Here is a 20626-nt window from a genome sequence, read left to right on the forward strand (position 1 = left end):
GTGGTTTTACTATGAAGACGCTTTTTCCACTTCTGGATAGTCGTTGGACTGATATCATAGAAAACAGCAGCTTCGGCAAAGGTCATGCCCTCATCTAAGCTTTTTAAAACTTGTTTGCGATAATCTAGGGAGTAAGTCATGGTCGTTTATACTGGTAATCGTTTAATTGATTTATTTTATAACATTTTTGTGGTCATCTGACTATATTATTGTATCGACCATTGTTATTGTTGTAGCGGCCGTTATTGTTTTTATGATGGCCTTTTTTATTATTATATCGACGATTGTTATTATATCGACCATTATTATTATATCGACCATTATTATTGTTGTAGCGACCGTTATTATAATTGCCCTGATGGTAACGGCCATTGTTTTTATAGTTGCCATTACCGTGATGATTGCCTTGTGAAGAGTAGACTTTGTGATTATCGTATCCTGGCGTCACAGTAGTACAACCAACGGCGGTACCTAATAAGGCAACTACCATGCCGGTAGAAAAAGCGGTTTTTAGCGTTGAGAAAGCTAATATCTTCATAGTAAATGCTCCTAATATTTCATGAATTATTATTTTTTAATACTGACCAATAAAGGGTCATCAGAAAACGCTAACTCGTCCTAGCACTGGCTTATCTACCCAAAGGCATCACATAAGAAATGACGCCAACGCTCCAGATTGATGGTATATAAATTATTGCCAGTAAGAGGTCGTTGGCTGTTTTTTGGGATTAATCTTTTTCAATCTTAATTACATTTAAGTTTGGATAGCCCAGTAATATCTCATACTCTTGTGAGCCGCGCTTGGCTTCTATCTCAAAGACACCACGATTATTTTTTTCGTCAAGCTCGATGTCTTTTACCCGATAACCCATACCTTCTACCTTTCTGATGGCTCGATTTTTGATAGTAGGGTAGCGTGCTTCTCTTTTGATATTATCTTCAATATCGTCGTTTTTATAACGGTTATTGTGGTTTTTATACTTGCCATTATCATAATAGCCGTTGCCGTTATGGTGGTTTTTATCTTGCCAGACGTTTGACCACTCTTTTTTACTTGAACTAATACGCTTAAGCCCAGGATAAGTATACTTAAGTTCGTATGGCTGATTGTCCTTTTTGGCATAAACCGTGAGCGAACGATTGCCGCGGTGAGTATCAGGTTTGATGTCCATCACATGGTAGCCGCTACGACGCAGGTCTTGGCGTAATTTCTGACTAATACGGCCAAAGTCACCATTGCGATAATCATTACCATAGCTACTATCACCGCGATAGACAGGCTGGTTATCGTAGGCCATAGCAGTACCGCCAGCAGTGACGCCTAATAATGCCACACCAAGCCCAGCAGATAAGGCTGTTTTAATTTTGGGATGTTGTAATATTCTCATAACTATATCTCTTATAATGTCTGACAGTTTGGTCGTGCTCAAATAACTTATTGAAATAATTTCTTACATACATTTTAAGGCGAAAAACTTGGTAACAGATGTCTTTCACGTTAGTAAGTTGTAAATGTTTCAAATAATTTCGTAATGATGCGATGTTTTGAGTGAGATAACTCTTGCTAAGTAGGGCGTTTATCGCTAACCGTATGAGAGACGCTCATTCAGGGTGTTTTCTCTTAAGAATACCTTTTTTAAGATTGAGTCTATAGTCGATACTAGGGCGTGTCCTTAATCTGAACGAAAGCGATTAAATGGGCTAAAAATAAGTGCTTATAACGTCGTTGTAAGCATATGCTTACACGTAATGACGTTTACGCCACTTAACATGAGAGTGGGAATTGGGCATTATAGTCACACGGCATTAGGGAATGTGACTCAAGGATTGAGTTGACCGCATTAAGGATAATGATTCATTTACCACTATCAGGATGATAAACGTAAATGAAGTAAGGACACATAAACTTTGCTGATGTCAGCGTTAACTGCTGATAGACGTAGTAAATAGGGCAGGATGCCCAGTATCACAATATACTGAATGCTATGCAAGGATGCATAAAAGACAGTCGTGATAAGTAACATGGATAGTTAACAATAAAACCGCATAACAGTCGATTGCTATGCGGTTTTATCGTGTCTGGGTTTTATGTTTTCCTAATACCGTATACGCCAAACTATAAATCTAGCCCATAAAAAAGCCGCATTAAGGTTAATGCGGCTTTTAGCTAACTATTTATAAAAATGATTCTTTATAGAAAATCATGTTATAAAAAAGTCATGAATTAGTATTTGTTTTCAGTACGCCACGTATCTACTTCGCGCTCAGCGTCATCTTTACTGTGACCATAACGCTCTTGGACTTTACCCACGAGCTTATCACGGCTACCTTCAATGTGTAATAGGTCATCATCGGTAAGGTCAGCCCACTTTTGCTTTACTGAGCCTTTCATTTGTTTCCAATCGCCTTTTAGAGTATGTTCATTCATAGTTATATTCCTTTTATAAGTTATTGCGTCTTTTATAGTGTTAATTAATTAAAAGTTAAATTAATAGCTTATAAAGCGCTTTAGTATCCAAGTTATTATTTATGATTCTTACTCAGTACTGCTTTTAATAAGTAGCTTATTTCTGACTGCTTACGATTACTTGAAACTGCAATGCAGACAGCCAATGGCTAACTTGTGATACCAATATATGAATTTTCAAACGCTTTGTCTGTATGACCAATGTTTGTAGTGTTACTTAATTATGATAAAAGCCCTTGCTATGTTATGTGCAGTATCCTTGTGTAAGTTTGAGGTGTTTTATCCGCGCTGTACGTAACGAGCTGATCAGCGATACTTCAATGAATCAGTTAAGTGGTAATGCGGTGATGAATGGTTTGCCTGCGCAGACAGAGGCGGCGCAAAATTTACCCCAGTAGCACGGTATTCGCTTACTGTGTTTGTTTTATAGTGGATCGACTATCTACCTATAAAATCAAAATCTACCTGTGGATTCTCGCCTTGTATCAATAAACTAATGGCTTTTGCCGAGCCGCAAGCATGCGTCCAGCCAAGCGTGCCATGACCAGTATTGAGCCATAAATTATCAAAGGTAGCATCCGCGTTTTGGCTACCATGACGGACTTGACCCATATGGGCGCGTCCAATGAGCGGCACATTTGACGGGGTCATCGGACGTAGTCCTGCCCAATATTGTACTGAGTTGGCAACGATGCCTTTAGGAAATAATTGCTGCACTCGGCGAGTAATAGCTTCGCAACGTGTGCTATTCAAATCTAGATTATAACCATTAAACTCTGCTGTACCAGCCACGCGTAACTTATCACCAAGGCGTGAGGTGACCAATTTAAACTCATCATCAATCAAGCTAATAAATGGCGCTAAATGCGGGGCTCGTGGATTAACCTGATAAGTCGCAGAATAGCCTTTGGCAGGGAAAATAGGCAAATGAATATTGAGTGGCTTCATTAGCGGCACGCTATAGCTACCAAGTGCCAGTACATGGCTATCGGCACTAAAAGTCTGCGCATTTTGATCTTTGGGTTGAATGGTAATGCTATGAATGTGTGGATGAGCGGAATGGGCGTCGATATTGATGGCTAAAATGTCAGTATCGTATAAGAACCGCACGCCCGATTCGGCACAGCGTTGCGCCAAACGCTGGGTAAATAAATGGGCATTGCCTGATTCGTCATGGCTGGTATAAGTCGCGCCTTTTAACTTATGGGCGATGGGATAAAGGGCAGGCTCGAGACTAACAGCATTGTTGATATCAATCACATAACGCTCACAGCCTAACGCTTGCATGCGCTCTGTCGGCGCGATGGCGGCATCAAATTCAGCTTGATTGGTATAAAAATGCATGATACCGCGGGTTTGTTGCTCGTAATCAATGCCGATATCAGCACGCAGTTGCTGCAAAGCGTCGCGTGAATATAGTCCTAAACGAACCATTTGTACCAAATTGGCATCGGCTTTATCTGCGCGGCATTCTTGTAAAAACTGTAGCGCCCATTTCAGTTGTGCTTTATCCGCACGTAGACGATAAAGTAGTGGCGCATCCTCGCGAAACAGCCATTTGATTGCTTTCATCGGAGTTGAAGGATTGGCCCAAGGCGTGGCATGTGAGACAGATATTTGCCCACCATTGGCAAATGAGGTTTGCAACCCTGCGGCAGATTCACGCTCAATAACGGTAACATCATAGCCCGCTTGGCGAAGATACCATGCGGTGGTAACACCTACCACGCCTGCTCCGAGTACCGCAATATGGCTCATAAATTGCTCTGCTGCGTTTTAGTAAAACTGCATTAAATAATGCTGATGATTGGCTTTATTTTTGGCGGGCAACATCAGCTTGCAAAGCAGGCGGTAATGCTAATATCGTCAGCTCACTATCAGCAAGGTACTCTGGACGGGCAACAACTAGGGCTGCAAAACCCTCTGCATTTTCGATAGCATTAACCACTTGGATTTTCTCTAACTTTTCACCTGCGGCTGGCACTTCGCCTGACCCTTGCACGTAGTGTAAAAATGCTTTCGGTGCTGATTTAAAATAGATACGAGCAATGACTTCTTGACCGAGATAGCAGCCTTTATCATAGTCCATACCGCCGCGCTGATGTAGGCGCAACTCTTGTGGCTGAAACACACCTTGCGTTGCCGCTACAATCCAATAGTTGCCCGCTGCGATACTAGCTTGCATCCAAGCTTGGGTGTCATCGAGTGTATTGTGGTCGTCCTTGTGGCTAAAAGTCGGCTCATCAGCAAGCACGCAAGGATAAATGGCAGTAGGCGCGCTGGTGTCAAATTTAGAAAATGCACCAAATTTATTTAAGTGGGCTTGCAGTGCATCACCACAATCAGCGCTAATCACCACATCGTAATGCTTTTCAGCCTGTTTTTTAATCCAAATACCAAATTCAATCCGACCTTTTAGGTTACCGATGGCTGCTGCTTGATAGCTGAGCCCTAGCTTGGTCATGTCGCAAGTCAACTGCCCTTGTAAGAACTTTTCGGCATCTTCACCTTGAATGGTTAGTTGGGAAAACTGTGGCAGTGTCGATTCATTTATAGATTGAGCCATTGTTATTATCCTATTTATAAGTATGTATTTATCAAAGGTTTGTGTTTATCGAAACTTTAACGTAAAACCCCATTGTTAGAGTGTCTATTTCAGTTTTACTCTTTAAAGATAAAAGGGGTAGAACCGAATCAAGTTAAAGACAAGTCAAGTTAAAGAAGAGTACCATAAAAAACACCATCATAAAAAACGTCATCAATAAGACAATCGTTAAGATGTAAATTGGGCGCAACGCAGCGTTTTCAACGCTACAAATTGGTTAAAGCTGGCGAGTTACGGTACAATGATATTTCTAGAATACACCCAATTTATCACGGCTGACGAGGAAATTATGAGCTTACCCAATTGCCCAAAATGCGATGCTGAATATACATATGAAGATGGCGCGTTACTGGTATGTCCGATGTGCGCTCATGAATGGACCGCAGCTGAAACCGACGCGGCAGATGCTGAAGACCAAGAGGCGGTTATTCGTGATGCCGTTGGTAATGAGCTGCAAGATGGTGATGCAGTGACGGTAATTAGAGACTTAAAGGTTAAAGGCTCCTCGACGTCGATTAAGGTTGGCACAAAAGTTAAAAGCATCCGTCTGCTAGATGATCCAGTAGATGGGCATGACATTGATTGTAAAGTTGACGGTTTTGGTCAAATGAAGCTGAAGTCGTCAGTGGTTAAAAAAGCTTAAGACCATCAATGTTCAATAGGCCCTAATAAAGTGATAGAGAAATAATAAGTAGAGAATAATTATGAGTACAAAGAATGAACAACTTTTTGCGCAAGCTCGCAAACATATTCCTGGCGGTGTGAACTCGCCCGTCCGCGCCTTTGCTGGTGTCGGCGGTACGCCAATCTTTATGCACCGTGCTAACGGCAGCAAAATTTATGATACCGAAGACAATGCTTACATTGATTATGTAGGCTCTTGGGGTCCAATGATTTTGGGCCATGCGCACCCAAAAGTTATCGATGCGGTCAAAAAAGCTGCTGACGATGGTTTAAGCTTTGGTACGCCAACACCGTTTGAAACTACCGTTGCAGATAAAATTTGTGCAATCGTTCCAAGTGTTGAAATGATTCGTATGACCAGCTCAGGTACAGAAGCGACCATGAGTGCGATTCGTTTGGCGCGCGGCTATACTGAGCGTGATAAGATTGTTAAGTTCGAAGGTTGCTATCATGGTCACTCAGATAGCTTACTGGTAAAAGCGGGTTCGGGCATGCTCGATATCGGCGAGCCAACGTCTAAAGGGGTACCAGCGGATTTTGCTAAGCACACCATTACTTTGCCTTATAATGACCCACAAGCGATAAAAGAGTGCTTTGAGAAATGGGGCGATGAGATTGCTTGTGTTATCGTTGAGCCAATCGCCGGCAACATGAACATGGTTATTCCGACGCAAGAATTCCATGATACGCTGCGTGCCGAATGTACAGCAAATGGCGCCGTATTGATTTTTGATGAAGTCATGACTGGCTTTCGCGTTGGACTTGGCGGTTCGCAAGCGCATTTTGGTATTGACCCTGATTTGACTTGCTTCGGCAAGATCATTGGCGCTGGTTTACCCGTTGGTGCGTTTGGCGGCAAAAAAGAAGTCATGTCTTGTATCGCACCGCTAGGCGGCGTTTACCAAGCGGGTACGCTATCAGGTAATCCGCTAGCAATGCGTGCTGGTATCGCCATGTTTGAAGACTTAACGGTAGATGGTTTTTATGATGAACTATCGGCTAAAGTAGATAAGCTTATAGATGGTATTCAAGCTGCTGCTGACAAACATGGCATTAATCTACGCACCAATAAATTGGGCGGTATGTTTGGCATGTTCTTTGTCAAAGACACTGCAACGAGCGCACCAAAAAACTTTGATGAAGTGACCGAATGCGATATGAACGTATTTAACACTTTTTTCCACGGTATGCTAGATCGCTGTATTTATCTGGCACCTTCTGCTTATGAAGCGGGTTTTATGTCTATTAAACATAGCGATGCAGACATCGAAGCAACGATTCAGGCCGCTGATGAGATATTTGCTGAAATGGCAAAAGCCTAAGTCATTTACTGAAAGTATCAAGCGTTAAATAACTAAAATAAAAACCAGCATCAGTAGCTAAAGTTATTGTGCTGGTTTTTTTGTGGTTGAATCTTATTAGGGCGTGTCCTCAATCTGAGCATTAAACTTTAAATGGGCTAAAAACGGCTAAATCTTTGCCAAACTGCGTCAAATAGCTGGTTCATATCTCGATATTAACGGTACTATTTTCCTTGTTTGGCTGTGATTTATCTCATTTTTATCACCATTTTCAAAATGAGGACAAGCCCTAGTCGATAAACGTTTTTTAATAAATATAGGGTGTTTTTTAGGAATAAAAATGCTCTACAACCTAAAAGTCTCCTTGCTTGTGAGCCTGTAATACAAAGACCCAGTTGTGCTATCCTGAGGATAACAATCACGATTTAGCAAGGATGCAACCTGATGAATAATAGCTTTGAAAATAGCGCGCCAAGCTCCCATGTTCCACCATTATGGCAAACGGCTTACGAGGAGTATGGATTAAAAAATAATTTGGATGTATTAAACGATAAGCACAATTTGCTCGACTTACTACAACCGAAAATCGATCAGCACAGTAATTCTATTGCTTTTAGTATGGGCGCGGCCACCTTAACTTTTGCACAGTTAGATACTGCGAGTCGCCGCTTTGCTGCTTTTTTGCAAGCGCAAAATATCCAAAAAGGTGACCGTATTGCGGTGCAATTACCAAATATATTGCAATATGCGGTGGTATTACTTGGCTGTTTTCGGGTAGGGGCAGTATTGGTAAACGTCAATCCGATGTATACCCACTATGAATTGGCGCATCAGCTGACAGATTCTAAAGCCTGTGGCTTGATTGTTCTTGGTGGTATGACAGCTGCTTATGATAAGTTGGACGATGAGGTTAAAGCGCAACTGTCCTTAGTCGTACATTGTTCTATTGACCCAAGCGCTGCCGCGCAAGACAACGATATTGCGTTACTTAGTCAAATTAATGATTCGTCAGTTATTACCAATGAGAGCGACGACGTTATTAACAAACGCTCAGAAACTATAGCATCTAGCGCCACCAATGCCACATCAGCTAATACTGATGTGAAACGTGATATTAGTTTTGCTCATATTATGCAGTCATACCATGCTGGGCAATGTCAGCCGGTGACGATTGCACGCGAAGATTTGGCGTTACTACAATATACGGGTGGCACAACGGGCAAGCCAAAAGGTGCGATGCTCACGCACTATAATGTGATGGCCAATATCTGCCAGTGTTATGCGATGTTTGGGACAGTTGTCGAAGCAGATCGTAGCGAGCAGGTTAAAATACTGAATCCTTTGCCGCTTTATCATATTTTCTCGTTTACCGTTTGTGGTTTACTGGGTATTTATGGCGGCTGGGAAGATGTTTTGATCACCAATCCGCGTGACATTGATGGGTTAGTCAATAGCATTGAGCAGCATCAACCACACGTGATTCCTTCGGTTAATACCTTATTTAACGGCATGCTGCATCATCCAAAATTTGCTGGTCTTGATTTTAGTCGGCTGGCATTATCTATCGGTGGCGGTACGGCAATTATCAAAGCCGTCTCTGAACGCTGGCAGCGTGTGACTGGCATGATTATCAATGAAGGTTATGGTATGTCAGAGACTTCGCCGGTTATTTCTTTTAATCCACCAGGGATAGATACCTTTAATGGCAGTGTTGGTTTACCTTTGGCCATGATGGATATCAAAATCATCGATGAGCATGGATCGGCCTGTGCGATTGGAACACCGGGAGAAGTGGGGATTAAAGGACCACAAGTGATGCAAGGTTATTGGGGTCTTGATAATACAGAGACCTTTACCGACGATGGTTATTTTAAGTCTGGCGATATCGGTAGGTTAGACGAAAAGGGCTTTTTGACATTGGTTGATCGTAAAAAAGACATGATACTGGTGTCAGGTTTTAATGTTTATCCTAATGAGGTGGAAGCGGCGCTGACCGAACATCCTAAAGTGCTGGAGGTAGCCGTCGTTGGGATTGAAGATGCGCATAGCGGTGAAGTACCCAAAGCGTTTGTGGTTAAAAATGATCCAAGCTTGACGGTTGATGAGTTGGTTGCGTTTGCCAAAGAGCGTTTGACAGGCTATAAACGTCCGCAAGCTTATGCCTTTATTGATGAGCTCCCTAAAACGGCTGTGGGTAAAATACTCCGTAAATCCTTGCGCTAAATAGCTGTGTACTAAAAAATAAAATAAGTACAAATATTATAACGCGCTACTGGGATAAATCTTCTTTGCTTGCTGTTCGCAAGCGTGACAGAGGCTGCGCAAAATTTATCCCAGTAGCGCGGTGTTCGTTTTACTGTGTTTGTTTTATAGTAGATCGACTATACTTATTTTTATCGAGCTTTATCAAATTTTCTATCTTTTAAGCTTAAATTGCCGCGCAGTACATCGGTGTACATACGAAAATCACTGGCAAAGCTTTTTAGCGGAGATTTAAAAGAGGCGGGTTTGTTTTTTTCAAAGAAAAAATGTCCCACCCATGCGCAGGCGTATCCGGCGGCAATGCCTTTAACAAGAGGTTTTACTGAGCGATTCTTGAGAGACTTTGCTAATCCTAGCAGACCAAAGCTACTGCCGGCGAAATGTAGCCGACGGCAGGCCATGTTTTGATGCTCGTCTAAATAAAAGTCATAAAACTTCTGTTTGGTTGGGTTTTCTGCATTGACAAGATAACCATTACTGGCCTTTTCGGCGATGATTGTTTTGGTTTGCGTTGTTGGGGCGGTAGGCTGTTTCATGATATTAGCTTCCTTGCTGGCTATATAACCTAGTTGGTTCATGAGGTGCATTTAGTGCAAAAAAGTAAATGCGGCTATTGTCTAATAGCACTCATAAATATTAAGATAAGTAATTGTTATTTATCGCAATATATCTATATTTTCAATGTAGCAAACCAGCATTGGCAACACAAGCTTAAAAGTTGACTCTCAGTTTTTTATTAATGATGGTTAAAACAGTGTTTAGCGATGCTGGTTGCTTACTTGCCAGCATTTGGCATAAATGCTTTAATGGCAAAAATTGCTATATAATTGCTTCGATTTAAGAGCGCAACCGTGCTATACGGCGCTATCGATATGAATGCCTCTGTTCAGTGCTGAATTGCTATAAGTTTGATGTCTTTAATTCCTAAGTGTGATTACTTTTTTATCCCCTACATTCTATATTTTAAAAGTGCGAAATCTTTTAAATATACTCTCTTTTTATCTGACACGGTACGATTTTTCTTATGCCCAATAATTACCTGAAAAACCCACCACTTGCTGAAGATGAAATGATGGCAGCCATCGATATCGGCTCCAACAGTTTTCATTTGGCCATTGCTCGTCTGGATCATGGTGAGGTGCGAAAAGTAGTGTCTATGTCTGAAAAGGTACAGTTGGCGGCAGGATTGGATGAGCATAATATTTTAGGTGCCGCTGCTGAAAAGCGCGGTCTTGAATGCCTAAGCCGCTTTGTCGCACGCTTAGATTCGGTACCTCCTGAGCGTATTAGAATTGTCGCGACCAACGCTTTACGTCAAGCCAAAAACGCCGATGACTTCATTACCCGTGCCAATAAGGTTTTACCTAAACCTATCGAAATCATTGCTGGTCGTGAAGAGGCACGTTTGATTTATTTGGGCGTCTCGCACACCAATGCCAGTAGTGATAAGCGCCTGGTCATTGATATTGGTGGTGGTTCGACAGAGTTCATTATTGGTCAAGCTTTCGATCAATTACTGACCGAAAGCTTACAGATGGGCTGTGTTGCTTTTACCCAAAAATACTTTGCTGACGGACAGATTACCAAAGAAGCATTTACTAATGCGATATCAGGTGCTCGCAAAGAAGTGCTGGCGATTAGTGGTCGTTATCAAAAGACGGGCTGGAGCAGTGTGGTTGGCTCAAGTGGAACGATTAAAGCAGTGCGTAACGTCCTTGTTTCTAAAGGCTGGGCCGATGAACAGGAGCGCATCACTTATAAAGGGGTCAAAAAATTAGAAAAGTTACTACTTAAAATCGGCAACGTCGAAGATATTGATTTAGAAGGCGTCAAAGAACACCGAAAAGCGGTCTTCCCAGCGGGTGTTGCGGTACTGCGAGCAGTGATGAAAGTACTGGGTGTTGAGACCATTACTTACTCAGACGGTGCGCTACGCGAAGGGGTTATGTATGACATGCTTGGGCGTTTTGCGAGCGAAGATGTGCGTGACCGCAGTGTATTGGCGCTGATTAAGCGTTATTCAGGCGATAAAAAACAAGCCAAACAAGTGGTAAAAACCAGTCGTCATTTATTTGAGCAAGTACAAGATAAGCTTGGCTTGAGTAGTGATGACGGGGATTTACTCAGACGCGCCGCATCCTTACACGAAATAGGGCTGGCGATTGCCCACAGTAGCTATCATAAGCACAGCGCCTATTTGATGGAATATTCGGACATACCTGGGTTTTCGCAAGTCGATCAAAAGCGTATGGCGCAGTTGATGCTCAATCATCGCCGAAAGCTTAAGGCCGATATGCTAGAGCAGACTTGTGTGATTGGCGGCAATGCGCTTGTTTACCTGTGTTTGTTGCTACGTTTGGCCGTACTGGCGCATCACAGCCGCAGTGATTATGAATTACCGGCATTAGCGTTAAAAGTCATTGATGAAAATTGCTGGCAAATCACCGTTGGCGAGAGCAACGAACACTATGCTTTCTTATTGCCCGACCTACATACTGAAGTTGATCAGTTCGCCAAATGGGGTGTGAAGTTGAGTATTGTAGAAGCCTAGATTTTAGTGGTTACAGTTTTTGGTGGTTACGATTATAGGTATTACGTTAAATATAAACGTAACAAAAGCGCCTTCGTCGATAATGTCATGCCATATAAGATGTGCTACTATAGCTTTTATTGAGTTTACAACTGTACTTTTATTATTTTAGACCGATAACGATACCAGATTAAACGTCACTATATTAAATATCATTATACTAAACGTCACTATATTAAACAGAACTATGAAAGGGAAGCGTCTATGAGTACCGTCTGGGATAGCGTTCAGCTTGCACGGCATGCCAAACGTCCATTATTTATGGACTATGTGAATAAGCTGTTTACTGAATTTGATGAGTTGCATGGCGACCGTGCCTATGCTGATGATAAGGCCATCCTTGGCGGACTTGCGCGTCTAAACGGTATGCCAGTGATGGTGGTCGGTCAGCACCGTGGTCGTAGCACGCGTGAGCGTATCGCCCATAACTTTGGGATGGCAAACCCTGAAGGTTATCGCAAAATTATTCGTTTGGTCAAAATGGCTGAGCGCTTTAATATTCCGGTCATGACCTTTGTCGATACCCAAGGCGCCTACCCTGGTATCGGTGCTGAAGAGCGTGGTCAAGCGCAAGCTATTGCCGAAAGTATTGCAGTTTTTTCTAGCTTAAAAGTGCCTATTATCGTCACTATTATCGGTGAAGGCGGCTCAGGCGGCGCATTAGCGATTGGCGTTGGTGATAAAGTAAACATGCTACAAAACAGTATTTATTCGGTCATCTCTCCTGAAGGCTGTGCGTCCATTCTATGGAAAACCGCTGAAAAAGCCCAAGATGCCAGTGAAGCATTGAAGTTGAACGCTATTAATTTATATCAAATGGGCTTAATTGATGCGGTCATTGATGAGGGTGAGGGCGCTCATGTTGAGCCACAGCCAGTGATGAATGCGCTAAAAGCACTATTGGTTGAGCAATTAGATGGGCTCAAAGATTTGGATGCGCATGAGCGTTGTGAGCAACGCTATGAAAGGTTGAAGTCCTTTGATTCTGAAGTCATGTTGCCTTGCTAGTGTACTGTTTTTCTGGCTTTATGCTTTACTAGCTTTTGTATTGTTAGAGGGCCGTATAGTTGACTCACTTTAAAACCGATAACAGTAGCACGTGGCTAACAGTGTATCGACCAGCGCATCGATGTTATTTAGAACGGCTAATAGGTAGCTTTTAATCCTATAAGTCTGTGCTTAATGTTAAAATAAAAACGTGTCATTTTATGGCGCGTTTTTTTGTGTCTATTAACTTATGAACCTTTAGGGGCTGAATTCTATACAGCCCCTAAGCTTCTAGACTGATTCATTTATAGTCAGTGAGAAGTAATATCGCTACATCACGTACTGCAGGTACCGTTTTTTCTAGCTTGCTGTGCCTACGCAGACAGAGGCTGCAAAAAAACTATACCCGCAGTATCGTAGCGTTTTTAAAGTATTTTAATTATATATGTCAAACAATAAGAGCGATTATGACTAGCAGTGCAATTCTTCCATATCCTATCGAGCCAATCGCTGAGCTACAGATTGATATTAATCTTGCATCAGCGTTATTGAGCAGCTTAAGCGAGTATGGTGAGCAGTTACACGGACGCCGTGTTTGGCTGGCATGCAGTGGTGGACGTGATTCATTGGTATTGGCAGCATTGTGTGTGCAATTATACCAACAAGGCGTGCTGTCATTTTTACCCCAGCTTTTACATGTCAATCATGGCTTGCAGGCAGGTAGTGATGTTTGGGCGCAGCATGTTGCCGATTGGGCAGCAGCTCAAAACATACCTTGCACTATTTTACAGGCGCAGGTAAAGGGCCATGATGAACAAGCCGCCCGCCAAGCCCGTTATGACGTGATGCGCGCGCAACTCAATCAAGACGATGTTTTATTATTAGCGCATCATGCTGATGACCAAGCGGAAACGGTATTAATGCGCCTGATTCAAGGAGCTGGGGTTAATGGTTTATCGGGTATGCAGCCGTGGCGCGTACAACAGCAAGGCGTGCATCGTATCGTATTATGGCGACCTTGGCTCACTATAAAGCGGGCCAATATTAGCGCCTATGCTCAACATCTAAAACTGCCCTATATCGATGATCCTACCAATGAGGGCGGCGATAACGTACGTAGTGGACTGCGCCGTGACATCATGCCGATATTGGCGAAACACAATCTAAATGTTATCGATAATATTGCTCGTAGTGCACAACTACTGAACGATGCGCAATTAACAATCAGTGCACAAGCGGCAAAAGATATGCATGATAGTGAGGTCAGCTCTCTTTGCTGTGCTCCAGCGCAACGGGTGCTAAATATTGAGGTGTTACAAAAACGACCTATCCACCGCCAACGTCAATTATTACATTACTGGTTAGGTCAGGATGAGCCGTTACCGCCTGCTAAGCAGCTTGTCGATGATGTATTAAACCTAAGCCAGCGCCATGACCATGACCATCAAACTGAGCTTTTTTGGCAAGGTCGCAAGCAGTCGTACACCATCCGTCGTTATCGTAAACAGCTGTATCGCCTAAGCTATAACTGGCTAACATGGCTTAAAATACCGCTTACTGAGCAAGCGCAGACACTATCTAAACGTTCTTTATTTAGTGATAGTTTAACCAACCATCAACCTGATTTTCTCCCCTTACGTAGCAGCCAATATTTTACTTGGCAAGTGCAGGTTATGCCAAATGTGATGGCACAATTATTAAATAAGGATAAAGGTGAGGTTGAGATTACATTTGCGCCATTAGGTCGGCAGCAGCGCATACACATTGCGCTGGCATCACGACCGCAAGCGGGGAAAAAACTGTTTCAAACACTTGGCGTGCCTGTCTGGTTGCGTGATAGCTTAGTGGTGGTTAGTGCTGTATTCGCTCATAAGGATGAGTTGCCGTTATTATTATTATCGCCCTTTGAGAGTTGGGCGCTAGGGTCTGATAAGTCATTTATTGAGATTGAACGCAACCAGCTTCCTGAAATAATCACCAATCATTTAGTTTTACATAAAACAGGCTAAATAGTGATTGTTTAAAAATTAGGGCTATCTTCAGCGCCAGCAATTTATCAAACCATGGCAGTAGCAGTATGGTAAACTGAGTGTCATTTTATCCATCGTTATGTTAGTTTGAATACCTTTGAATTTTTTGAGTAGGAGACAAGTATGTCAGTATTAGATAATAAGAAAATAAGCTTTATCGGCGGCGGAAACATGGCGCAAGCTTTGATTAGCGGGCTTGTGAGCTGTGGTATCAAACCAAGTTCGATTACAGTGGCTGATCCTAGTAGCGAAGTGCGCGAGCAACTGGCTGCTAAAGGCCTGAGCACTGTTGATCCAACAGCAGATGCAACAGCGGCTATTACTGATGCTGACATCGTGGTATTGGCCGTAAAGCCGCAAGTGATGAAACCTGTGGTGAGTGCTTTTGCGGATGCCTTGGACAATCAGCTGGTGATTTCTGTTGCAGCAGGTTTGTCGACTGATCTTTTATCTGACATGCTGGGTGGCTATGGCAATATCGTGCGTGCGATGCCTAATACGCCTGCGATGATTCAAATGGGCGCGACGGGTCTGTACGGTACTGATAATATCACGGCTGAGCAAAAGCAATTAGCGACGGCTGTTATGGAAGCTTCAGGTCTGGTCATGTGGGTAGATAATGAAGAACACATGCATGCAGTGACCGCCGTATCAGGCTCAGCGCCCGCTTATATGTTTTACTTTATCGAATCGATGGTCGATGGGGCAGTGGCTTTAGGGTTGGATAAAGAACAAGCGTCAGCACTGGCCATGCAAACCATGCTGGGTGCCGCAAAAATGGCAATGGGCAGCGATGATGCGCCTGCTGAGCTACGTCGCAAGGTTACTTCACCGAACGGTACAACTCAGGCAGCGGTTGAGTCGATGCAAGCCAATGACATCGGTCGCCAAATCGTTGAGGCTATGCAAGCGTGCTACGATCGCAGCCAAGCGCTGAGCGAGGAGATGAGTAAATAGCCATCGCTCATTAACTGGTAGCCATCTATTTATGGGGTATGTCACTTATTAGTGAGATACCCTATTTGTAATAAAAATACCTGATAATAACATTCGTCATCTTAAAATCTGTTAATAATGTCACATTGAGTAGCACTTCATGAACAACATGTTATTTCAAATCTTTGATTTGGTCACCACCTTCGCCATGATGTTGGTTTTTATCCGTTTTATGCTGCAGTTCGCAGGGATGGATGCCAGTAATCCTATGATTGCCCCTGCTTATAAAGCGACTCATATTGTCGATGTGTTTGGGCGTATTTTTCCAACGGTTGGGCAAGGGCGTATCAGTATTGCGGCTATCGTCTTGATGTTTTTAATTCGTCTGATTGATATCTCGGGCAAGGCGGCATTGACGCATAAAGGTATCGCGCCCGTTCCGCTGTTCTTTACGGGTACCATTAGCTTGGTATTAGACTTTTTGCGTATGTGCCGCTATCTAGTCATTGGCTCCATCATCGTCAGCTGGATTGTGGTGTTTACCCAATCTCAGCATCCGATTATTGGTATCATTATTATGTTAGCGGAGCCGATATTAGCGCCGTTCCGCCGTATTACCCCAAACTTAGGTATGATTGACTTATCGCCAATGGTCGCCTTTTTTGCCTTTTATTTACTTGAGATATTTATTGGTGGATTTGCATCGAGCTTTATGCCAATGTTGGGATAAGTGAGATTTAAGAAGTTTAGAAATAATTTTGCTATATCATAAAAAAGGCACTCTAATTAAGTTAGAGTGCCTTTTTCTTGGTTATTGATAGACTATTTTGAGAAGTCGATAAAACGATTTGGAATCAGCTGTGCTTTGGCATCAGTAGGATGCGGCGCATCAGCGGCACGCAGCGTTTGGGTAATCCAATTATCTGCGGCTTTTACCGCATCGACAACCGCATCACTCATAGCCAAGCGCCCAGCGATAAAGCTGGCGAGCGAGCAGCCAGAGCCATGAAACTCGCCTTGTAGGCGCGGTAAGATGCTTTCATGCACCATCTCACCCTTGATATACAGATACTGCTCAATATCACCACTTTCAAAATCGTGCGATGTTTTGACCAATACGGCATAGGTACCTTGTTCGCATAACTTCTGCGCACCGAGGCGCAAATCTTGCTCACCGCTTAACGCACGCAGTTCATGTGTGTTTGGGGTAATTAAAGTGGCGTAGGGTAATAATTTTTTAAACGCTGCAACCAGTGTCTGCTCATCGCCTAAGCTGCCGCCACTATTGGCTACCAATACAGGGTCTAATACAAAAGGCGTGCCCTCAGCGATGCTACCGTCAGCAAATAATTGGGTCAGCATGGCAATGTTATCAGTTGTACCGAGCATCCCTGATTTGATGACACTGACCGGTAAATCATCGAGCACAGCAGTCGCTTGGTCTTTTACCAAACTTGCCGCACACGCCTCAAAACCAAAAACCTGCTGCGAGCTCTGTACCGTAACCGCCGTACAAGCGATGGCCGCATGAGCACCTGCTTGACCGATGGCCTCGATATCGGCTTGCAGGCCAGCACCGCCCGACGGATCCAACCCCGAAAAACACAATACGACTGGTCGCATAACCTCTCCCTTTATTTATTTTTGTCAGTGCTCAACACACTTAAGTTGTTATATTTAATCAAACCGCAATTACTATAGCGACCCGCCAGCAAAAAAGCCATGATCAAAAATAGCGCATAGTAGACTTTACTTAAAAAAACAGCATAGGGATGAGGTGTTTGTTTAACGTTAGACGTCTCATTAAGCGCTTTTTGACAGTTTAAACTGTGCTCAACTGTGGTAAATTTAGATTTATGCAAAAAGCCTGAGGAAAACAGCAGACAATGCTTGCAATTCGTTTTGGCTTTGTTATAATACCGCCCACGGCATAAGACGTATCGTTAGCATCGATACCGTATTTAAATAAATATTTTGTATAAAAAGTAATTTTTAATAAAATATTTTGATAAGTGTCTTAAATCGTTCGGTGAAGTGGGTGAGTGGCTGAAACCAGTTCCCTGCTAAGGAACCATACGTGTAAGCGTATCGAGGGTTCGAATCCCTCCTTCACCGCCATTTATTTCGTTGTTTTTAGAGTAATAACGCAAAAAACTGGTGTTACTTAACTTTATAAATTAAAGCAAAAAATAATTTGGTTTTAATGGTTAAAGATGTTGACACAAGCGATATTATCTATATAATAACCAACCTAATTTGCTGCAATTGTTGTTAACAACGCAGTAGATGATGTGCAAAATACGCGCCTGTAGCTCAGTTGGATAGAGCACTTGGCTACGAACTAAGGGGTCGGGAGTTCGAATCTCTCCAGGCGCACCATTTGCATAAAAGCTTATTGGTTAACATAACTATTAAGCTGAGATAAAAACTAAATCAATCGCCTGTCTTATGACAATTTGGCGATTTTTTTATGTCTGTTATATTTATAATAGTGCTAATTTTCTACTAAACTTCAGTGAGCGCTCTTTTCCTCGCCATTCTTCTCCCATCATAATGTACGATAAGTTGATGAATTACGGTACAATAGAGCCACTATTCACTGCTGGCTATGAGCTTGTACCATGTCAAAGAGTTTACCTAAACGCCCGTCAAAAGCTGCTATTAAAAATAAATCATCAGCACATCATACCCCTGAAATTGAAGAGCTAATGATTGCTAAGCCTGGCACTCGTATGGCGGCTATTCTTTATGATGGTATGTTGATTTTAGCGTTATTATTTTTGGTCGGTACCGTGTTGACCGTTATTGGAACCTTATTGACCATGAATACGGGTACAGAATCATCGCAAGCCCAGTCACTGCCGACATGGTACCAAAACCTTATTATGACGCCGTCTTTTATGCTGACGCTGGTTGGATTTTATGGTTTATTTTGGCGCCGCGGTGGTCAAACTTTGGGTATGCAGACCTGGCGTTTAAAGACGGTTAATAGTAATGGTCATTTGCTGACGTGGGGACAATCATTCAAACGGATTTTAGCAGCCAGTATCATGCCGCTTATATTTGGTATTATTGGTAGTATTATTGGCGGCTCACGTCCTATCTTATTAACCAGTGTATTCTTGGGCTTTGTCTTTAATTATGCATTTTGCTTGTTTAACCCTCGCGGCCTCGCGGTGCAAGATATGCTATCGAATACCATCACGTTAAAAATGCCAAAAACAGAGAATGAAGGGCTGTGGCGGGTGATTAGAAACCGCAAACAAAGCAAATAAACAGATAGCTGCCATTTTAATTTATAGATTAAAAGTTTGCGACAGTATTACTGTATAACCGATAAAGAACAGCAGCAGTATTGATCCAGAAATACGACCAAATTGTCGTTTGCTGATAAAACAAAAAGTACAGAGCCCCACCAATAATACGGTGAGTAGCACCATCGCCAACACATCACGTGACAAAATAATGGGATCAGCGTTAATAGGGGCGATGAGTGCAGCAAGTCCTACGACACCCAAGGTATTAAAAAGGTTAGAGCCGATAATATTGCCCAGTGCCATATCATGCTCACCCTTACGGGCCGCTGATAAGCTAGCCACCAATTCAGGTAATGACGTACCCACTGCGACAATCGTTAAGCCGATAATCAGCTCGCTCAGTCCCCAGTAGGTTGCAAGCTCAACCGCACCCCAAACGATAGCGCGTGAGCTGAAGACTATTATCAGCATACCAATTATTAAGCTTGCCAAACCACGAAATAGACCCGCTGCTTGCGCTTCGCCATTCGCATTATTCTTCTTGTTTTCTTTTTTACCCACTTCCCGCAGAGCTACGAAAATCTGAAAAGTTAATACCGCTACCAATCCTAATAATAACAGTGCGCCGTCTGTTTGACTAAGTTGCCCATCGCGTAGCTGCCACGCTGCCAGTAGGGTGATAAGTAGCAACAGCGGTAAGTCGCGCTTGACGATGCTTTTTTGGATAACAATAGGGCTAATAAGTGCCGTGGTACCCAAGACTAGAGCAATATTCATAATATTCGAGCCATAGGCGTTGCCTAACGCCAACTCAGGGCTGCCGTTTAGTGCTGCTAATACAGAGACTACCATCTCGGGCGCTGACGTCCCTAAACCCAAAATAACCACACCAACGACGAAGCTAGGGAGACGTAAATGGTTGGCTAAGGTCGTTGCGCCATCAATAAAAACGTCAGCACTCCAAACCAGAATAGCCAGACCAATGAGCACTGCAATAACTGCCAACCACATTAGGGCATCTCCTCAATCTGAACGAAAATGATTAAATGGGCTAAAAATGGTTAAATTTTGCCAAACTGCGTCAAATAGCTGGTCAATATCCTGATATTATCTACGCTATTTTCCTTGTTTGGCTGTAATTTATCTCGTTTTTATCACCATTTTCAAAATGAGGACACGCCCTAGTAGGCTTCCTTATGAATCTTAGATTAACACACCAAGTGCAACGCTAAATTATATTATAGAACACCTGATTGGGCGTTTTAAACCCTAAGCGTTTTCTTGGTCTGTTGTTTAGTTTATTCTCAATGTCCTGTATCTCATTATCAGAGACTTGTCTAAAGTCACAACCCTTAGGCAAGAACTCTCTGATTAAGCCGTTAGTATTCTCGTTGGTTCCTCGCTGCCATGACGCATAAGCATCGGCAAAGAAGAAGGAAGTAAAGAGCTTTCGTTTCACCTTCTTATGCTGAGCAAACTCTTTACCATTGTCAGAGGTAATGGTCTT

At 42.8% G+C, this 20626-nt stretch carries 20 protein-coding genes and 2 tRNA genes; 12 read left to right on the forward strand and 10 right to left on the reverse strand.

Annotated elements, in window-relative coordinates:
• From EI161_RS08235 to EI161_RS08250, 4 genes are all read right to left on the reverse strand, one after another.
• Window positions 1-140, reverse strand: a 140-nt coding sequence (locus EI161_RS08235; protein ID WP_192529371.1) for a helix-turn-helix domain-containing protein, incomplete at its 3' end; no start/stop codon positions are given.
• A 53-nt stretch (window positions 141-193) separates the two neighbouring features.
• The gene (locus EI161_RS08240) at window positions 194-538 is read right to left on the reverse strand and encodes a hypothetical protein (RefSeq protein ID WP_192529404.1); all 345 of its coding nucleotides are present in this window, start codon (window positions 536-538) and stop codon (window positions 194-196) included.
• A gap of 190 nt (window positions 539-728) precedes the next feature.
• The gene (locus EI161_RS08245) at window positions 729-1388 is read right to left on the reverse strand and encodes a PepSY domain-containing protein (RefSeq protein ID WP_192524667.1); all 660 of its coding nucleotides are present in this window, start codon (window positions 1386-1388) and stop codon (window positions 729-731) included.
• Window positions 1389-2224: 836 nt separating this feature from the next.
• Window positions 2225-2428 carry a CsbD family protein gene (locus EI161_RS08250; RefSeq protein ID WP_192524668.1) on the reverse strand — a complete coding sequence of 68 codons (204 nt, stop codon included), beginning with the start codon at window positions 2426-2428 and terminating at the stop codon, window positions 2225-2227.
• A 308-nt stretch (window positions 2429-2736) separates the two neighbouring features.
• On the opposite strand from EI161_RS08250, the gene EI161_RS14955 reads away from it, so the two are divergent.
• Window positions 2737-2865 (forward strand): hypothetical protein, encoded by a 129-nt coding sequence (locus EI161_RS14955; RefSeq protein WP_263972274.1) that lies wholly within the window; start codon window positions 2737-2739, stop codon window positions 2863-2865.
• A gap of 40 nt (window positions 2866-2905) precedes the next feature.
• Here the strand turns inward: EI161_RS14955 and EI161_RS08255 are convergent, their stop codons facing one another.
• Together EI161_RS08255 and EI161_RS08260 are read right to left on the reverse strand one after the other, a co-directional pair.
• Window positions 2906-4225 (reverse strand): D-amino acid dehydrogenase, encoded by a 1320-nt coding sequence (locus EI161_RS08255; RefSeq protein ID WP_192529405.1) that lies wholly within the window; start codon window positions 4223-4225, stop codon window positions 2906-2908.
• Between the two features lie 55 nt (window positions 4226-4280).
• On the reverse strand, window positions 4281-5033 hold the full coding sequence (locus EI161_RS08260; protein ID WP_192529406.1) for a YgfZ/GcvT domain-containing protein: 753 nt from the start codon (window positions 5031-5033) through the stop codon (window positions 4281-4283).
• Window positions 5034-5361: 328 nt separating this feature from the next.
• Between EI161_RS08260 and EI161_RS08265 the strand changes: the two genes are divergently transcribed.
• The 3 genes from EI161_RS08265 to EI161_RS08275 all read left to right on the forward strand — a co-directional run bounded on the left by EI161_RS08265 (window position 5362) and on the right by EI161_RS08275 (window position 9280).
• Window positions 5362-5715 (forward strand): zinc ribbon domain-containing protein YjdM, encoded by a 354-nt coding sequence (locus tag EI161_RS08265; protein WP_225735297.1) that lies wholly within the window; start codon window positions 5362-5364, stop codon window positions 5713-5715.
• Window positions 5716-5776: 61 nt separating this feature from the next.
• A complete protein-coding gene (gene hemL / locus EI161_RS08270; RefSeq protein ID WP_192529407.1) occupies window positions 5777-7078 on the forward strand; it encodes a glutamate-1-semialdehyde 2,1-aminomutase in 1302 nt (433 codons plus the stop codon).
• Between the two features lie 423 nt (window positions 7079-7501).
• On the forward strand, window positions 7502-9280 hold the full coding sequence (locus EI161_RS08275) for an AMP-binding protein (RefSeq protein ID WP_192529408.1): 1779 nt from the start codon (window positions 7502-7504) through the stop codon (window positions 9278-9280).
• Window positions 9281-9450: 170 nt separating this feature from the next.
• On the opposite strand, the gene EI161_RS08280 is transcribed toward EI161_RS08275, so the two are convergent.
• The gene (locus tag EI161_RS08280) at window positions 9451-9855 is read right to left on the reverse strand and encodes a DUF962 domain-containing protein (RefSeq protein ID WP_192524806.1); all 405 of its coding nucleotides are present in this window, start codon (window positions 9853-9855) and stop codon (window positions 9451-9453) included.
• Window positions 9856-10343: 488 nt separating this feature from the next.
• On the opposite strand from EI161_RS08280, the gene ppx reads away from it, so the two are divergent.
• The 5 genes from ppx to EI161_RS08305 all read left to right on the forward strand — a co-directional run bounded on the left by ppx (window position 10344) and on the right by EI161_RS08305 (window position 16592).
• Window positions 10344-11870 (forward strand): exopolyphosphatase, encoded by a 1527-nt coding sequence (gene ppx / locus EI161_RS08285; protein WP_192529409.1) that lies wholly within the window; start codon window positions 10344-10346, stop codon window positions 11868-11870.
• A 243-nt stretch (window positions 11871-12113) separates the two neighbouring features.
• Window positions 12114-12917 carry an acetyl-CoA carboxylase carboxyltransferase subunit alpha gene (locus tag EI161_RS08290; RefSeq protein ID WP_192524949.1) on the forward strand — a complete coding sequence of 268 codons (804 nt, stop codon included), beginning with the start codon at window positions 12114-12116 and terminating at the stop codon, window positions 12915-12917.
• 446 nt (window positions 12918-13363) lie between these two features.
• Entirely contained in the window at window positions 13364-14905 is a 1542-nt protein-coding gene (gene tilS, locus EI161_RS08295) for a tRNA lysidine(34) synthetase TilS (protein WP_192529410.1), read from the forward strand.
• Between the two features lie 144 nt (window positions 14906-15049).
• Complete coding sequence (gene proC, locus EI161_RS08300) at window positions 15050-15883, forward strand: pyrroline-5-carboxylate reductase (RefSeq protein WP_192529411.1); 834 nt, start codon at window positions 15050-15052, stop codon at window positions 15881-15883.
• 139 nt (window positions 15884-16022) lie between these two features.
• On the forward strand, window positions 16023-16592 hold the full coding sequence (locus EI161_RS08305; protein ID WP_192529412.1) for a YggT family protein: 570 nt from the start codon (window positions 16023-16025) through the stop codon (window positions 16590-16592).
• Between the two features lie 92 nt (window positions 16593-16684).
• Here EI161_RS08305 and EI161_RS08310 read toward each other — a convergent pair whose 3' ends face one another.
• Complete coding sequence (locus EI161_RS08310) at window positions 16685-17485, reverse strand: hydroxymethylpyrimidine/phosphomethylpyrimidine kinase (RefSeq protein ID WP_192529413.1); 801 nt, start codon at window positions 17483-17485, stop codon at window positions 16685-16687.
• A 405-nt stretch (window positions 17486-17890) separates the two neighbouring features.
• On the opposite strand from EI161_RS08310, the gene EI161_RS08315 reads away from it, so the two are divergent.
• The 3 genes from EI161_RS08315 to EI161_RS08325 all read left to right on the forward strand — a co-directional run bounded on the left by EI161_RS08315 (window position 17891) and on the right by EI161_RS08325 (window position 19137).
• A tRNA-Ser gene (locus EI161_RS08315) sits at window positions 17891-17980 on the forward strand.
• A 184-nt stretch (window positions 17981-18164) separates the two neighbouring features.
• Window positions 18165-18241 (forward strand) — tRNA-Arg (locus tag EI161_RS08320).
• 242 nt (window positions 18242-18483) lie between these two features.
• Window positions 18484-19137 carry an RDD family protein gene (locus tag EI161_RS08325; protein ID WP_192529414.1) on the forward strand — a complete coding sequence of 218 codons (654 nt, stop codon included), beginning with the start codon at window positions 18484-18486 and terminating at the stop codon, window positions 19135-19137.
• A gap of 21 nt (window positions 19138-19158) precedes the next feature.
• On the opposite strand, the gene EI161_RS08330 is transcribed toward EI161_RS08325, so the two are convergent.
• Complete coding sequence (locus EI161_RS08330; RefSeq protein WP_192529415.1) at window positions 19159-20130, reverse strand: calcium/sodium antiporter; 972 nt, start codon at window positions 20128-20130, stop codon at window positions 19159-19161.
• A gap of 217 nt (window positions 20131-20347) precedes the next feature.
• A partial coding sequence (locus tag EI161_RS08335; protein WP_192524318.1) for an IS30 family transposase occupies window positions 20348-20626 on the reverse strand: 279 nt, incomplete at its 5' end.

Origin of the sequence: Psychrobacter sp. FME5, from assembly GCF_014861375.1 — a bacterium.
GTDB lineage: Bacteria > Pseudomonadota > Gammaproteobacteria > Pseudomonadales > Moraxellaceae > Psychrobacter.

Bases quoted from the DNA above. Each gene is read 5' to 3' on its own strand.
- proC (WP_192529411.1), top strand. From the start codon at position 15,050: ATGTCAGTATTAGATAATAAGAAAATAAGCTTTATCGGCGGCGGAAAC.
- EI161_RS08330 (WP_192529415.1), bottom strand. From the start codon at position 20,130: ATGTGGTTGGCAGTTATTGCAGTGCTCATTGGTCTGGCTATTCTGGTT.
- hemL (WP_192529407.1), top strand. From the start codon at position 5,777: ATGAGTACAAAGAATGAACAACTTTTTGCGCAAGCTCGCAAACATATT.
- EI161_RS08280 (WP_192524806.1), bottom strand. From the start codon at position 9,855: ATGAAACAGCCTACCGCCCCAACAACGCAAACCAAAACAATCATCGCC.
- EI161_RS08245 (WP_192524667.1), bottom strand. From the start codon at position 1,388: ATGAGAATATTACAACATCCCAAAATTAAAACAGCCTTATCTGCTGGG.
- EI161_RS08250 (WP_192524668.1), bottom strand. From the start codon at position 2,428: ATGAATGAACATACTCTAAAAGGCGATTGGAAACAAATGAAAGGCTCA.
- EI161_RS08260 (WP_192529406.1), bottom strand. From the start codon at position 5,033: ATGGCTCAATCTATAAATGAATCGACACTGCCACAGTTTTCCCAACTA.
- EI161_RS08265 (WP_225735297.1), top strand. From the start codon at position 5,362: ATGAGCTTACCCAATTGCCCAAAATGCGATGCTGAATATACATATGAA.
- EI161_RS08275 (WP_192529408.1), top strand. From the start codon at position 7,502: ATGAATAATAGCTTTGAAAATAGCGCGCCAAGCTCCCATGTTCCACCA.
- EI161_RS08325 (WP_192529414.1), top strand. From the start codon at position 18,484: ATGTCAAAGAGTTTACCTAAACGCCCGTCAAAAGCTGCTATTAAAAAT.
- EI161_RS08240 (WP_192529404.1), bottom strand. From the start codon at position 538: ATGAAGATATTAGCTTTCTCAACGCTAAAAACCGCTTTTTCTACCGGC.
- EI161_RS08290 (WP_192524949.1), top strand. From the start codon at position 12,114: ATGAGTACCGTCTGGGATAGCGTTCAGCTTGCACGGCATGCCAAACGT.
- EI161_RS08255 (WP_192529405.1), bottom strand. From the start codon at position 4,225: ATGAGCCATATTGCGGTACTCGGAGCAGGCGTGGTAGGTGTTACCACC.
- tilS (WP_192529410.1), top strand. From the start codon at position 13,364: ATGACTAGCAGTGCAATTCTTCCATATCCTATCGAGCCAATCGCTGAG.
- EI161_RS08305 (WP_192529412.1), top strand. From the start codon at position 16,023: ATGAACAACATGTTATTTCAAATCTTTGATTTGGTCACCACCTTCGCC.
- EI161_RS08310 (WP_192529413.1), bottom strand. From the start codon at position 17,485: ATGCGACCAGTCGTATTGTGTTTTTCGGGGTTGGATCCGTCGGGCGGT.
- ppx (WP_192529409.1), top strand. From the start codon at position 10,344: ATGCCCAATAATTACCTGAAAAACCCACCACTTGCTGAAGATGAAATG.